The 13,068-nt window shown below is 71.5% G+C and carries 16 protein-coding genes; 4 read left to right on the top strand and 12 right to left on the bottom strand.

Going from position 1 to position 13,068, the window contains the following annotated elements:
- Positions 1 to 151: 151 nt before the first annotated feature.
- Genes rpsQ through rpsJ form a run of 11 tightly spaced genes read right to left on the bottom strand, consistent with a single transcriptional unit; the run spans position 152 to position 5,531 of the window.
- Positions 152 to 436, bottom strand: a complete 285-nt coding sequence (gene rpsQ / locus ACFW9D_RS19215) for a 30S ribosomal protein S17 (RefSeq protein ID WP_111663851.1) — start codon at positions 434 to 436, stop codon at positions 152 to 154.
- Positions 436 to 660 (bottom strand): 50S ribosomal protein L29, encoded by a 225-nt coding sequence (gene rpmC / locus ACFW9D_RS19210; RefSeq protein ID WP_059079052.1) that lies wholly within the window; start codon positions 658 to 660, stop codon positions 436 to 438. The genes rpsQ and rpmC overlap by 1 nt, the downstream gene beginning before the upstream one ends.
- Positions 660 to 1,079, bottom strand: coding sequence for a 50S ribosomal protein L16 (gene rplP / locus ACFW9D_RS19205; RefSeq protein ID WP_055553500.1), 420 nt, complete (start codon positions 1,077 to 1,079; stop codon positions 660 to 662). Before rplP ends, rpmC begins: the two co-directional genes overlap by 1 nt.
- Before the next feature lie 5 nt (positions 1,080 to 1,084).
- Positions 1,085 to 1,921: a 30S ribosomal protein S3 gene (gene rpsC / locus ACFW9D_RS19200; protein WP_161304258.1), complete on the bottom strand. Its 837-nt coding sequence runs from the start codon at positions 1,919 to 1,921 to the stop codon at positions 1,085 to 1,087.
- Positions 1,921 to 2,268, bottom strand: coding sequence for a 50S ribosomal protein L22 (gene rplV / locus ACFW9D_RS19195; protein WP_009327087.1), 348 nt, complete (start codon positions 2,266 to 2,268; stop codon positions 1,921 to 1,923). Before rplV ends, rpsC begins: the two co-directional genes overlap by 1 nt.
- 41 nt (positions 2,269 to 2,309) lie before the next feature.
- Positions 2,310 to 2,591 carry a 30S ribosomal protein S19 gene (gene rpsS, locus ACFW9D_RS19190; protein ID WP_030782571.1) on the bottom strand — a complete coding sequence of 94 codons (282 nt, stop codon included), beginning with the start codon at positions 2,589 to 2,591 and terminating at the stop codon, positions 2,310 to 2,312.
- Between the two features lie 12 nt (positions 2,592 to 2,603).
- A complete protein-coding gene (rplB, locus tag ACFW9D_RS19185; RefSeq protein ID WP_161304259.1) occupies positions 2,604 to 3,440 on the bottom strand; it encodes a 50S ribosomal protein L2 in 837 nt (278 codons plus the stop codon).
- Positions 3,441 to 3,479: 39 nt separating this feature from the next.
- Complete coding sequence (gene rplW / locus ACFW9D_RS19180) at positions 3,480 to 3,899, bottom strand: 50S ribosomal protein L23 (protein WP_161304260.1); 420 nt, start codon at positions 3,897 to 3,899, stop codon at positions 3,480 to 3,482.
- The gene (gene rplD, locus ACFW9D_RS19175) at positions 3,899 to 4,552 is read right to left on the bottom strand and encodes a 50S ribosomal protein L4 (protein ID WP_188337379.1); all 654 of its coding nucleotides are present in this window, start codon (positions 4,550 to 4,552) and stop codon (positions 3,899 to 3,901) included. Before rplD ends, rplW begins: the two co-directional genes overlap by 1 nt.
- Before the next feature lie 8 nt (positions 4,553 to 4,560).
- Entirely contained in the window at positions 4,561 to 5,205 is a 645-nt protein-coding gene (gene rplC / locus ACFW9D_RS19170) for a 50S ribosomal protein L3 (RefSeq protein WP_188337380.1), read from the bottom strand.
- Positions 5,206 to 5,222: 17 nt separating this feature from the next.
- Positions 5,223 to 5,531, bottom strand: a complete 309-nt coding sequence (gene rpsJ, locus ACFW9D_RS19165; RefSeq protein ID WP_003948644.1) for a 30S ribosomal protein S10 — start codon at positions 5,529 to 5,531, stop codon at positions 5,223 to 5,225.
- A 565-nt stretch (positions 5,532 to 6,096) separates the two neighbouring features.
- On the opposite strand from rpsJ, the gene ACFW9D_RS19160 reads away from it, so the two are divergent.
- A complete protein-coding gene (locus tag ACFW9D_RS19160) occupies positions 6,097 to 8,337 on the top strand; it encodes an MFS transporter (protein WP_384623317.1) in 2,241 nt (746 codons plus the stop codon).
- Positions 8,338 to 8,484: 147 nt separating this feature from the next.
- Here the strand turns inward: ACFW9D_RS19160 and ACFW9D_RS19155 are convergent, their stop codons facing one another.
- A complete protein-coding gene (locus ACFW9D_RS19155; protein ID WP_384623316.1) occupies positions 8,485 to 9,636 on the bottom strand; it encodes an FAD-dependent monooxygenase in 1,152 nt (383 codons plus the stop codon).
- Positions 9,637 to 9,843: 207 nt separating this feature from the next.
- Between ACFW9D_RS19155 and ACFW9D_RS19150 the strand changes: the two genes are divergently transcribed.
- From ACFW9D_RS19150 to ACFW9D_RS19140, 3 genes are all read left to right on the top strand, one after another.
- Positions 9,844 to 11,397: an ADP-ribosylglycohydrolase family protein gene (locus ACFW9D_RS19150; RefSeq protein WP_384623314.1), complete on the top strand. Its 1,554-nt coding sequence runs from the start codon at positions 9,844 to 9,846 to the stop codon at positions 11,395 to 11,397.
- Positions 11,398 to 11,451: 54 nt separating this feature from the next.
- Entirely contained in the window at positions 11,452 to 12,258 is an 807-nt protein-coding gene (locus tag ACFW9D_RS19145) for a hypothetical protein (protein WP_384623312.1), read from the top strand.
- A 236-nt stretch (positions 12,259 to 12,494) separates the two neighbouring features.
- Positions 12,495 to 12,959 (top strand): SsgA family sporulation/cell division regulator, encoded by a 465-nt coding sequence (locus ACFW9D_RS19140; protein ID WP_384623311.1) that lies wholly within the window; start codon positions 12,495 to 12,497, stop codon positions 12,957 to 12,959.
- The last annotated feature ends 109 nt before the right edge of the window (positions 12,960 to 13,068 follow it).

The raw sequence follows: 13,068 nt of genomic DNA, 5'->3' as shown, positions 1-13,068 counted from the left end.
CCGGCGGGGGGTTCCCGGAGGAATCCCCCACCGAGCCTGGCGGAACTGTCCTGCGGGGTTGCCCGCAGGAATTACTTACTGTCCTGGTGGAAGACCCGCGCCCCGAGGAAAACCGGGGCGAGGGGCAGCGGGAGCGAGTGCTCCCGCTTGATTACTTCGCCTTCTCCAGGATCTCGACGACGCGCCAGCGCTTCGTCGCGGACAGCGGCCGGGTCTCCATGAGGAGGACGCGGTCGCCGACACCCGCGGCGTTCTGCTCGTCGTGCGCCTTGAGCTTGTTCGTACGGCGGATGACCTTGCCGTACAGGGCGTGCTTGACGCGGTCCTCGACGGCGACGACGACGGTCTTGTCCATCTTGTCGCTGACGACAAGACCCTCGCGGGTCTTGCGGAAGCCGCGGGCGGCGGTCTCTTCAGTCACAGTCTTCTCGCTCATCAGGCGTTCTCCACCGTCTCGATGCCCAGCTCGCGCTCACGCATGAGGGTGTAGATCCGCGCGATGTCCTTGCGGACGGCCTTGAGCCGGCCGTGGTTCTCGAGCTGACCGGTCGCCGCCTGGAAGCGGAGGTTGAACAGCTCTTCCTTGGCCTCGCGGAGCTTGTTGAGAAGCTCCTCGTTGCCCAGCTCGCGCAGCTCGGACGCCTTGGTCCCGGCCGACATCACGCCTCACCTGCTTCGCGCTTAACGATCTTGCACTTCATCGGCAGCTTGTGGGCCGCACGAGTCAGGGCTTCACGCGCGATCTTCTCGTTGGGGTACGACAGCTCGAACATCACGCGCCCGGGCTTGACGTTGGCGATCCACCACTCCGGCGAACCCTTACCGGAACCCATGCGGGTCTCGGCAGGCTTCTTGGTGAGGGGACGGTCCGGGTAGATGTTGATCCAGACCTTGCCGCCACGCTTGATGTGACGCGTCATGGCGATACGAGCGGCCTCGATCTGACGGTTCGTCACGTAGGCCGGGGTGAGCGCCTGGATGCCGTACTCGCCGAACGCAACCTGCGTGCCACCCTTGGACATACCGCTGCGCTTCGGGTGGTGCTGCTTGCGGTGCTTGACCCTACGGGGGATCAGCATTTCGGTCAGGCCTCCGTTCCGGTGCTCTCAGCAGCGGGAGCGGCGGCGGGAGCGTCGGCCTTGGGGGCCTCGGCAGCCGGCGCGGACTGCTGCTGCGGCTTGCGACCGCGACCGCCACGCTCGCCACCACGGCCACCACGGGCCGGGCGGTCGTTGCCACCACGGGCCGGGCGGTTGCCGGCGCGGGCAGCGGCGTTCTCGGCGCGGACCTCGGCGATGTTCTTGACATCGCCCTTGTAGATCCAGACCTTCACGCCGATGCGGCCGAAGGTCGTCTTGGCCTCGAAGAAGCCGTAGTCCACGTTGGCGCGGAGCGTGTGCAGGGGCACACGGCCCTCGCGGTAGAACTCCGAACGGGACATCTCGGCACCGCCGAGACGACCGCCACACTGGATCTTGATGCCCTTGGCGCCCGCCTTCATCGCCGACTGCATGCTCTTACGCATGGCGCGACGGAAGGAGACGCGGGAGGACAGCTGCTCCGCGACGGCCTGGGCCACGAGCTGAGCATCCGTCTCGGGGTTCTTGACCTCGAGGATGTTCAGCTGGACCTGCTTGCCCGTGAGCTTCTCGAGGTCACCGCGGATGCGGTCGGCCTCGGCGCCACGGCGGCCGATGACGATGCCGGGACGAGCGGTGTGGATGTCCACCCGCACGCGGTCACGGGTGCGCTCGATCTCAACCTTCGAGATGCCGGCGCGCTCCATGCCGGACGTCATCATCCGACGGATGGCGACGTCTTCCTTGACGTAGTCCTTGTACAGCTTGTCGGCGTACCAACGCGACTTGAAGTCGGTCGTGACACCGAGCCGGAACCCGTGCGGGTTTACCTTCTGGCCCATTACCGGGTTCCTTCCTTGCTGCTGACGACCACGGTGATGTGGCTGGTCCGCTTACGGATCCGGTAGGCACGGCCCTGGGCACGCGGACGGAACCGCTTCAGGGTCGGGCCCTCATCCACGTACGCCTCGCTGATGAACAGCGACGACGCGTCGGTGTGGTCGTAGTTGTGCGCGGCGTTGGCGATGGCGCTGTCCAGCACCTTGCCGACCGGCACGCTCGCGGCCTGCGGGGCGAAACGCAGGACCGCCTGAGCCTCCGTGGCGTCCATGCCACGGATGAGGTCCACCACGCGGCGGGCCTTCATGGGCGTGACGCGGATGTACCGCGCCTGGGCCCTGGCTTCCATGGTTGTCCCTTCAATGTTCGTCATAGTCGTTCACACCCCGCTTAGCGGCGCTTCGACTTGCGGTCGTCCTTGACGTGGCCGCGGAAGGTGCGGGTCGGCGAAAACTCACCGAGCTTGTGGCCGACCATCGACTCGGTGACGAACACCGGGATGTGGGTCTTGCCGTTGTGCACCGCGATCGTGTGCCCCAGCATGCTGGGGATGATCATCGAGCGCCGGGACCAGGTCTTGATGACGTTCTTGGTGCCTGCTTCGTTCTGGGCGTCCACCTTCTTCACGAGGTGGTCGTCGACGAAGGGCCCCTTCTTGAGACTGCGCGGCATCTAAACCCGCTCCTAGCGCTTCTTGTTCGACTTGCGGCGGCGGACGATGTACTTGTTGCTCGCCTTGTTGCGATCACGAGTACGACCCTCCTTCTTGCCCCACGGCGAGACCGGGTGGCGACCACCGGAGGTCTTGCCTTCACCACCACCGTGCGGGTGGTCGACCGGGTTCATGACGACACCACGCACGGTCGGGCGGACGCCCTTCCAGCGCATGCGGCCGGCCTTGCCCCAGTTGATGTTCGACTGCTCGGCGTTGCCGACCTCGCCGACGGTGGCGCGGCAGCGCACGTCGACCAGGCGGATCTCACCGGAGGGCATGCGGAGGTGGGCCATCGAGCCCTCCTTCGCGAGCAGCTGCACGGAGGCACCCGCGGAGCGGGCGAACTTGGCGCCACCGCCGGGACGGAGCTCGATCGCGTGGATCGTGGTACCGACCGGGATGTTGCGCAGCGCCAGGTTGTTGCCGGGCTTGATGTCGGCCGCCGGGCCGTTCTCGACCACGGCACCCTGGGCCAGCCCACGGGGGGCCAGGATGTAGCGCTTCTCGCCGTCCGCGTAGTGCAGGAGAGCGATACGCGCGGTGCGGTTGGGGTCGTACTCGATGTGAGCGACCTTCGCCGGCACGCCGTCCTTGTCGTGACGACGGAAGTCGATCACGCGGTAGGCGCGCTTGTGGCCACCACCCTGGTGGCGGACCGTCACGCGACCGGAGTTGTTACGGCCGCCCTTGCTGTGCAGGGGGCGGACCAGCGACTTCTCCGGCGTGGACCGCGTGACCTCGACGAAGTCGGCGACGCTGGAGCCACGACGGCCCGGCGTAGTCGGCTTGTACTTGCGGATTCCCATTTCTCAGTCCTCGTCCGATATTCGGACCAGGGCGCTCCGTTAGGAGGCCTGGCCGAAGATGTCGATACGGTCGCCCTCAACGAGGGTCACGATCGCGCGCTTGGTGTTCGCACGCTGGCCGAAGCCGGTGCGGGTCCGCTTGCGCTTGCCCTGACGGTTGATCGTGTTGACCCCGGAGACCTTGACCGAGAAGACCGCCTCGACGGCCTGCTTGATCTGGGTCTTGTTGGCACGCGGGTCGACGATGAACGTGTACTTGTTCTCGTCGAGCAGGGCGTACGACTTCTCCGAGACGACCGGACGAACGAGAACGTCACGGGGGTCCGTGTAGCTCTTGCTCAGCGGCGTGGGCTCGACAGCGATCTTGCCCTCGGTGGCGATGCGCTTCGCCTTAGCGACGCGCGCGGCCTTGGCGGCCTTGGCGGCCTTCGAGGCGATGCTCGGGTGACGCGTAGCCATCAGGCCTCGCTCCCTTCGGTGTCAGCGGCCTTGGGGCCAGACACGAAGGACTCGAAAGCGGCCTGGGTGAAGACCACGTCGTCCGAGACGAGAACGTCGTACGTGTTCAGCTGGCCCGGCTCCAGGATGTGGACCTGGGGCAGGTTGCGGGCGGAGAGCCACGCGGCCTCGTCGGAGCGCTCGGCGACCAGGAGCAGGTTCTTGCGCTCCGAGATCTTGCCGAACAGCGACTTGGCGGCCTTCGTGGAGACCTCGCCCTCGACCACGCCGGAGACGACGTGGATGCGAGCGTTGCGGGCCCGGTCGGTGAGGGCGTGGCGCAGGGCCGCGGCCTTCATCTTCTTCGGGGTCCGCTGCGAGTAGTCACGCGGCACGGGACCGTGCACGACGCCACCACCGGCGAACTGCGGGGCGCGGGTCGAACCCTGACGGGCGCGGCCGGTGCCCTTCTGGCGGTACGGCTTCTTGCCACCACCACGGACTTCGCCACGGGTCTTGGTCTTGTGCGTGCCCTGACGGGCAGCGGCCAGCTGCGCGACGACGACCTGGTGAAGCAGCGGAACGCTGATCTTCTCTACGTCGAAGATCTCCGCGGGGAGCTCGACGGACCCGGCCTTGTCGCCCGCCGGCGAAAGGATGTCAACAGTGCTCATCGGTTACCTCAGGCCCCCTTGGCCGCAGTGCGGACCAGGACGAGGCCGCCGTTCGGACCGGGAACCGCGCCCTTGATGAGCAGCAGACCCTTCTCCGCGTCAACGGCGTGGACGGTCAGGTTCTGGGTGGTGACCCGCTCGTTGCCCATACGGCCCGCCATGCGGAGGCCCTTGAACACACGGCCGGGGGTGGCGCAGCCACCGATCGAGCCCGGCTTGCGGTGCACGCGGTGGGCACCGTGAGATGCCTTGCCACCGGCGAAGTTGTGACGCTTCATGACACCGGCGAAGCCCTTGCCCTTGCTCTTGCCGGTGACGTCGACCTTGACGCCGGCCTCGAAGGTCTCGGCCGTGATCTCCTGGCCGAGGGTGTACTCGGAGGCGTCCGAGGTACGGATCTCGACGAGGTGGCGACGGGGGGTGACGTCGGCCTTGGCGAAGTGGCCCTTGAGGGGCTTGTTCACCTTGCGCGGGTCGATCTCGCCGAAGGCGATCTGGACCGACTCGTAGCCGTCGACGTCGTTCGTACGGACCTGGGTCACGACGTTCGGGCCGGCCTTGACGACGGTGACCGGAACAACACGGTTGTTCTCGTCCCACACCTGCGTCATGCCGAGCTTCTCGCCCAGGATGCCCTTGATCTGCTTAGCCATTCTCAGATCACCAGCCCTTAGAGCTTGATCTCGATGTCGACACCGGCCGGGAGGTCGAGTCGCATCAGAGAGTCAACGGTCTTGGGGGTCGGGTCGAGAATGTCGATCAGGCGCTTGTGCGTGCGCATCTCGAAGTGCTCGCGCGAGTCCTTGTACTTGTGCGGCGACTTGATGACGCAGTACACGTTCTTCTCGGTAGGCAGCGGCACCGGGCCCGCGACCGACGCACCAGTACGCGTCACCGTCTCGACGATCTTCTTCGCCGAGGAGTCGATGACCTCGTGGTCGTAGGCCTTGAGCCGGATGCGGATCTTCTGTCCCGCCATGGCTACTTAGTAGTCCTTCGTCTCGAAACGCTCTGGCTCCTGGGGGCCCTGTTTCACACTTCCTCCGACCCACGCGGTCGGGCGTGTCGCGGTGTCGCTGACAGAAATATCCGTACGGATTTCCCTGCTACAGGAACCGCGGCCCAGGGCCGCACGAGCTGGGGGGAAGAAACCCACCAGGCGCCTGGTGGAGTCCCGCGCTGAACTTCCCGGAAGATTCCCGTACGTCCGCCCCAGCGCTGCCGCAGGCGGCAGATAAGGCGACGAGTACTGTGGGACTCGCTTCCGGTCCTCCCGGCGGGAGGCGCGCAGCATCGGCACTCAACCGAGCAACCCCGACAGTCTGCCATACGGGGCACCTCCGGGGCCAATCGAGCCGAAGAGAGTACCCGGTGTGTGACCGAGGTCAAACCGGCCCCGCCCGGCGGCGCGCCCCGCGCGAACCGGACCCGGACAGAAGACCGGATTCGGGCATAAGTGGGACTTTCAGCACTTACCTGGCACTGACGTCCCCGCGACTCTGGTAGTCGGAGTTGTCCACGGGGGGACTGCCAGGGAGGCCCGAGTGTTCGACCACGCCCAGGGGACGGGTGTCGTGGCCCGGAGCAAGGGCGAGCGGTTGCGGGTGCCGGGGCTCCTGCTGGCCGCCGTCGCCGCGTTCTACGTCATCGCGCCCGTGCTCGACGCGGCCGCCGCGCCGCTCGTGCGGGCCGATCTCGGGCTCGGGCCCGGACACGAGGCCGTCGCGCGGGTCGTCGGGGTGTCGGTCACGCTGCTCACGCTGGTCGTGGCCGGGCGGGCCTGCGACGTCGTGGGCCGGCGCCGGGTGCTGCTGCGGGCGCTGGCCGTGCTGTCCGGGGCCTGCGCGCTGCTCGCGGTCGCCTTCACCGGGTGGGTGTACGTGCTGACCCGCGTCGTCATGGCCGCCGCGCTCGCCGCCGTCTTCGTGGCCTGCCTCGCCTATCTCGCCAGCGTGTACATGCCGGGGCGGGTGCGCCGGGTGACCGGATGCTGGCTCGCGGCCATGTCCACCGGCTTCATCGTCGCCGTGAACGTCGCGCCGCACGTCACCTCCGCCGCCGGCTGGCGCCCGACGATGGCGGCCCTCGCCGTCGCGGCCGCCGGCGCGCTGCTCCTCGTACGGCACCGGCTGCCCGACGACGGGCGGCCCGAGGCGCGGCGGCCGCTCAACGACCCAGTGACGACCGGCTGTTGGACCGTGGCCGGGGCGCTGGCGGCGGCCGGGCTGCAGCTCGCGCCGCTGTGGGGCTGGGCCGATCCGCGCGTGGGCGGGGTGCTGGGCGCGGCCGCGGTCGTGGCGGTGCTCGCCCGGCTGCGCGCCCTGACCCGCAGCGGGCGCACCTCGCTGCCCGCGCGGCTCGGGGTCCCGGTGCTGGTCGCCGGGGTCACCCTGGGCTTCACCCAGACCGTCCTCGCGGTGGCCGTGCCGACGCTGATGATCGCCTCGGGCGGTTCGCCGGCGGCGGGCGCGCTCGCGCTCTCGCTGTTCGGGGCGGGCGGCGCCGCGGGCAGTCTGCTGGTGGTCCGGCGGCGCGCCCTCTCCCCCGTCACGGGCTGCTCCCTGGGCCTGCCGCTCGCCGCGATCGGGCTCGCGCTGCTGCACACGCTGCTGAGCCACGGCGGGGCGTCGCTGCTCAGCGGCTGCGCCGTCGTCGCCGTGATCGGGTTCGGCATCATGCTGGCGCTGGCCCCGCGCATGGCGGGCTTCCTCACCGCGGTCCCGCACACCGACCTCGGCGGCACGATCGCGCTGCTGCCGGGCGCGATCCTGTTCGGGGCGGCCGCGGCGCAGACGATGCCGTACAGCGCGGGCGCGTCGCCCGCGCAGGCGGCGATCACCGCGGGCCAGATGCTGTGGGTCGCCACGATCGTGGTCGCCGCGGCCGCGCTGCTGCTCGGCCGGCCCGTGGTCGCACTCGTCGTGGCCTCGACGTCCGTCCTGCAGTACCTGGTGGCGAAGGCGCAGACCGGCCAGTCCGTGGAGATGCTCGTCGCCCTCGGCGTCGGCGCGGCGGCCGGCGCCATCGCCTGGTCGCGGGGCCGGCTCACGGAGCGGCTCACCCGCTCCCAGGAGACGGCGGGCGCGCTGCTGCGCGCCGTGCTCCACCCGATCCCGGGCACGCTCGGCCGGCTGCGCCTCGCGGGCCTGTACGAGCCGGCGACCGCCGACACCGGCATCGGGGGCGACTTCCTGGAGGCCCTGCACACCCCGTACGGCACCCGGGTGCTCATCGGCGACGTGCGCGGCAAGGGGCTCCAGGCGGTGCAGACGGTGACGGACCTGCTGGGCTGTTTCCGCAGTCAGGCCTACGAGACCGAGGACCTCGGGGAGCTCGCGGCGCGGCTCGACCGGCAGGTGCTGCGGGCGGCCGAGGCGCGCGGGGACGAGGAGCTGTTCGCGACCGCGCTGCTGATCCAGCACGGGGCCGGGGCCCCGCACCTGGAAGTGATCAACTGCGGTCACCCGGGGCCGGTCGCCGTGGGCCGCTCGCGCGCCGAGGAGATCGAGGGGCCCGTGCACCTGCCGCTCGGCTTCGGCACGCTCGGCGCGGTCGACGCCCACCGGGTCTCGCTGGACGACACGACGACGCTGGTCGCCTACACGGACGGGCTGAGCGAGGCGCGGAACGCGAGCGGCGAGTTCTATCCGCTCATCGACCGGCTGGCCGACGGCGCGGACGGGCCGCCCGACGCGCTCGTCGGACGGCTCGCGGACGACGTACGGAACTGGACGCACCACCTGGGCGACGACATCGCGATCGTCGCCCTGACACCGGCGGCCTGAGCCTTTCCGGGCTCGGCCGGGGGGGCGTCGGCGCGACGTCCTGCGACCAGCCCGGGGCGGGCCGGGCGCAAGGCCTCGTAGTGGACGTACTCGGCGTTACGCCCGGTGTGGCACGGCTGTGCCAGGACGTGGGCGGTGCCGCGGGCGCTAGTACGGCTGGGCCAGGACGTGGGCGGCGCCCGGGACGCCGACCTTGAGGAGCTCGTCCTCCTCGGGGGTCGTCGGGGTGCCGGTCTCCTGGCGCAGCACCGCGCGGGACAGGGCCTGCACCCACATGGCGCGCGGGCGGCGCCGCACCTCCCAGGCGGTGAGCGCCTCGGGGACGCCGGCCTCGGCGTCCAGCGCCTCGGCGAGGACCAGCGCGTCCTCGACCGCCATGGCCGCGCCCTGTGCGAGGTGCGGGGTGGAGGCGTGCGCGGCGTCCCCGGCGAGGACGACGCGGCCCACGTGCCAGGGCTCCTCGACGCTCACCTGGGAGATCCGCGAGTACACGACCGCCGACGGGTCGGTGACGGCGGCGAGCGCGTCGGCGACCGGCCCCGAGAACATGCGCAGGCGTGCGGCGAGCTGCTCGTGGGCGCGCTCCGGGTCGGGCCGGAAGTCCTCCTTCTCGGCGAACACCGCGCCCAGGTACATGAGTTCCCCGGTGATCGGTGTGAGCAGCGCCTTCGCCTCCGGTCCGGCCGTGCCCATGACGACGCCGCGCACCTCGGGCGGGCGCGGCACGGTGACCCGCCAGTTGGCGAAGCCCGTGTACTCGGGTGCGTACGTGTCCCCGTAGAGCCGGGTGCGCAGCGGGGAGCCGATGCCGTCGAAGCCGACGACGAGGTCGTGGCGGGACTGGCCGCCGTCGGAGAGGGTGACGTCGACTCCGGTGCCGTCGTCCTTCAGCTCGGTGATCGTCGTGCCGAGGCGCAGCCGGGCTCCGGCGGCGCGGGCCGCGTCGGCGAGGATCCGGGCGAGGGCGGGGCGCGGGATGCCGTTGGCGGCGGGGGCGTCGGCCATGCGGGGCTGGGGTATCGCGGCGAGCGTGGTCCCGGCCGGGTCGGCGATGGTCAGGGTGTCCCACGCGAAGCCGGCCGCGAGGCACGCGTCGAGGACGCCGATCTCGCGCATGACGTGCAGCGCGTTGGTCGGCTGGATGATGCCGACGCCGAGGGCGTCGAGCTCCTCGCGCAGTTCCGCGACCTCGACGGTGTGGCCGCGGCGGGCCAGGGCCGTGGCGAGGGTGAGGCCGCCGATGCCGCCGCCGTGGATCAGGACGCGGAGGGCGGTCGCTGGTGCGGGTGCTGCCGTCATGCCGGGTGACTCCTGGGGTCAAGTTCCGTGACGCGGACGGGGACTGACGGGTGGTCGGACCTCGCCGGCCTGTGACGCGGCATGTTAATCAGCCTCGCGGGGCGTTCTGCGGGCAACCCCCGCAAGATCGGCACAGGTCCTCTACGCGGGGCCGCGTGATGGGATGGAGGCCCAGATCAACGTGGATCGTCAGAGGGGAACATCGTCGTGAGTCAGCCGGCCGGTCCGGGCCCGCGTTTCGTGCCGCGCGCGTACATCAATCCGCGGTTCGAGGAAGACCTGCAGTTCAACGCCGTGAGCAGCCCACCGCGCTACGCCTCGCGCACCGAACGGCCCGTGCGGTACGGCGCCGTCGCCGACGGGCAGGGCACGGTCACCGGGTACGTGTGGGCGAACGACGAGGACGACGCGGCGGGCTGGATCGTGCGCCGGGACGCCGGTGAGAAGGCCGCGGGCGACGGCACGTGGGCGCTGCGGCTGCGCGACTCCAAGGCGGCGGGCCGCACCCCGGGCGAGGCCCTGCGCCGTCTGCTCGACGACGGGGCCACGCCCTCCGGGGCGCACGTGATCGGCAGTTCGATCGCGTGGGCGCCGCACGTCGACGGCCTGTACGCGCTGGCGGACGTCCCGCGCGACCGGGTGCGCGACGCCGCCGCCGGCGCCCTGTACGGGCTCGCCCTCGGCGACGCGATGGGCCGCCCGCTCTCCGCGCTCCCCCTGGACGGCATCCGGTCCGCGTACGGCGAGTGGACCGCGATGGAACTCCCCTGGCACGACGGCGAGTCGGGGACGCCGGGGGATCCCCGGCAGGCGGCGGTGCCGCGGGCCCGGGTGTCGGACCAGACCCAGCTGGCGCTCGCCGTCGCCGAGGCGCTCGCCGAGACCGCCGTCCGCCCGCCCCAGACGGAGGCCGAGGCCCGGCACAGCCTCACCACGCGCGGGGCGCTGCCCGCGCCGCCGTGGGTGACGCCGCCCGCCGTCGCCACCGCGCTGCGCACGCATCTGGTGCGCTGGCTCGCCTCGCCGGACAACGACCGCGGCGCCGGCCGCACCACCGTCGACGCCTGTACGGCGCTGCGTGACCCGGGCAACCCCTGGCAGGCGGCGACCGCCCTGGAGTCCAAGGGCTGCGGCGCGGTCGTGCGGGCGGCGGCCGTCGGGCTCGCCCCGTACCTGAGCGCCGAGCAGCGCTCCGGCATCGCGCAGGCGCAGGCCGCGCTGACACACGGCCACCCGACCGCGCTCGCCGCGAGTGATCTGGCCGCGCACGCGGTGCACCTCCTGGCCCACGGCTGCGAACCCGGCGCCCTCCTGGACCGGCTGCGCGCCCACGCGGCCGCGTCCCGCCGTACATACCGGGCGGAGTGGCTCGGCGACCTTGCCGAGCGCGCGGGGGCGGACAGCCCGGCCGCGTACGCGGAGCGCGGATGGGACGAGTGCCTCGTGGCGCTGGACGCGGTGGGCGCGGCGCTGGCCCCCGCGGACCGGGACCGGGAGCCGGCGCGGGCCGTCGGCGGCGCCTGGACGGCCGACATCGTCCTCGCGGGCGCGCTCTACGCCTGCCTCGTCACCGACGCGCACCCCCGCCACGCGATCCGCCGCGCCGCGCACACGTCCGGGGCCTCGGCGGCGACGGCGGCGCTGGCCGGGGCGTTCGCGGGGGCGGGGCGCGGGGCGGACCGCTGGCCGCGGGAGTGGACGGAGGCGATCGAGTACGGGGAGCGGGTGCGGGTGCTCAGCGGGGCCTGGGACCGTAGCTGACGGGTGGCTGAGGGCTGCGGCCCGGCGGGGGCTTCCTGCGGAAATGCCACACCGATGTCCGCAAGCCGTAACGATCCGCCCCGGCACGTACGGAACGACACCCTCCCCGGGCACGATCCCCTCGCACCGCACGACATCGACCACGGGGGTCCGACCATGCGCGCCTACGCGAACCGAACGAGCAGGAAGCTGTACGTCCTGGGGGTGGCCGCCGCCGCGGCCCTGGCCCTGTCGGCCTGCGGCCCGGGCGACTCGGAGGGCTCGGCCGACGGCCCGACGAGCGCGTCCCCCACGACCGCGCCGTCGACGCCGCCGTCGACCCCGGACTCCCCGTCGGCGCCGGCCTCGTCCCCGGCACCGTCCTCCCCCGACCCCACGATCTCCGGCGGCCCCGGCGATGCCGGGAACGGCGGCTGGGACCTGGCCGACCGCCAGACCCCGCCGACCGGTTCGGTCTGCGACCACGACGGCCAGGGACCGTACGGCGCGATCGAGTCGGTCAGCGCGGGAGGCGAGAGCCCGACCATGCTCGGCCTCGTCCTGGGCTCCTACCGGTGCGACGCCGACGGCCCCACGTTCACGCCCAGCAGCGCGACCGGCGCCGCCACGGACGTGCTGACCGACGACACGCACCTGAAGGTCGTCGTCGGCGGACAGCTCGCACAGGACCTGGGCACGAAGACCCCGGACGCGAACACGTTCGTCAAGCACCTCATGGACCTGCAGGACAAGAACGCCCTCGGCGGCCCGAAGGCCCCGCAGTTCTACTTCCGCACCGACGTGCCATCGGACGACATCAACGCGATGCCGGACGACGACAGCCACCTGATCTACCTGTTCCAGATCACCGACGGCGACTGACCCCGCCCACCGACCGAGGCCGACTCACGGCAGATCGGGGATCAGCTCGACCGGCCTCGCAAGGATCTGAAACCGTCCGTGTTCTTCCGAACACCCTGTGTGCACCACGTGAAGATTCCGCAGGAGATGTGCTCGTTCGGCATATGCCATCCGTGTTGACTCCGCGTCAATTACGTTCTGCGATGGCGCGACTACATACGCATGTGCGAGAGGGCGTGGACTCGATGATCCCCGAGATGAGCAGGACCGGCGCGGGGCTGGAGGCGTGGACGAGCGGATCGATCACTCAGGGCGCGGAGCGGCACCCTTGTGCGGTGCTGCTGCGGTACGAGGCCGACGATCCGTTCGTCGTGACGCTGACGGTGTCGCCCGGCACCGCCGCGAGCCCGAGGACGAGCTCCCGGTGGGTGATCTCCCGCGATCTGCTGACGGCGGGGTTAGGCGGCGCGGTCGGCATCGGAGCCGTATCGGTTCTGCCCGGGCAGAACCCCGACGAGCCGGCCCACGTGACGATCCGCGTGCAGGAGCAGGGCGCGGGACGGGGCACCGAGACGCTGATCCGGCTCGGCCACGCGGCCCTGATGACGTACCTGGAGCGCAGCCACGCGCTCCAGCCCTTCGGCACCGAGCCGACCGAGATGGCCCTCGACCGCGAACTCGCCCGCATCCTGGGCGATGGCGACGGCGACGGCCACGCCTGACCGGCCGCGGGGGGGGGGGGGGGGGGGCCCGCCGGGGGGGGGGGGGGGGGGGGGGGGGTGGGGGGGGGGCGCCAGTGCGCGGGGGGGGGCGGGGGGGGGAGGGGGGGTG

This window comes from Streptomyces sp. NPDC059524 (assembly GCF_042749255.1).
Taxonomy (GTDB): Bacteria; Actinomycetota; Actinomycetes; order Streptomycetales; family Streptomycetaceae; genus Streptomyces; species Streptomyces xanthii.
The sequence above is the reverse complement of the archived record's forward strand: the minus strand, read 5'-3'. Positions and strand labels throughout refer to the sequence as shown.

Bases quoted from the DNA above. Each gene is read 5' to 3' on its own strand.
- rpsQ (WP_111663851.1), bottom strand. From the start codon at position 436: ATGAGCGAGAAGACTGTGACTGAAGAGACCGCCGCCCGCGGCTTCCGC.
- rpmC (WP_059079052.1), bottom strand. From the start codon at position 660: ATGTCGGCCGGGACCAAGGCGTCCGAGCTGCGCGAGCTGGGCAACGAG.
- rplP (WP_055553500.1), bottom strand. From the start codon at position 1,079: ATGCTGATCCCCCGTAGGGTCAAGCACCGCAAGCAGCACCACCCGAAG.
- rpsC (WP_161304258.1), bottom strand. From the start codon at position 1,921: ATGGGCCAGAAGGTAAACCCGCACGGGTTCCGGCTCGGTGTCACGACC.
- rplV (WP_009327087.1), bottom strand. From the start codon at position 2,268: ATGGAAGCCAGGGCCCAGGCGCGGTACATCCGCGTCACGCCCATGAAG.
- rpsS (WP_030782571.1), bottom strand. From the start codon at position 2,591: ATGCCGCGCAGTCTCAAGAAGGGGCCCTTCGTCGACGACCACCTCGTG.
- rplB (WP_161304259.1), bottom strand. From the start codon at position 3,440: ATGGGAATCCGCAAGTACAAGCCGACTACGCCGGGCCGTCGTGGCTCC.
- rplW (WP_161304260.1), bottom strand. From the start codon at position 3,899: ATGGCTACGCGTCACCCGAGCATCGCCTCGAAGGCCGCCAAGGCCGCC.
- rplD (WP_188337379.1), bottom strand. From the start codon at position 4,552: ATGAGCACTGTTGACATCCTTTCGCCGGCGGGCGACAAGGCCGGGTCC.
- rplC (WP_188337380.1), bottom strand. From the start codon at position 5,205: ATGGCTAAGCAGATCAAGGGCATCCTGGGCGAGAAGCTCGGCATGACG.
- rpsJ (WP_003948644.1), bottom strand. From the start codon at position 5,531: ATGGCGGGACAGAAGATCCGCATCCGGCTCAAGGCCTACGACCACGAG.
- ACFW9D_RS19155 (WP_384623316.1), bottom strand. From the start codon at position 9,636: ATGACGGCAGCACCCGCACCAGCGACCGCCCTCCGCGTCCTGATCCAC.
- ACFW9D_RS19145 (WP_384623312.1), top strand. From the start codon at position 11,452: ATGTCCGCAAGCCGTAACGATCCGCCCCGGCACGTACGGAACGACACC.
- ACFW9D_RS19140 (WP_384623311.1), top strand. From the start codon at position 12,495: ATGAGCAGGACCGGCGCGGGGCTGGAGGCGTGGACGAGCGGATCGATC.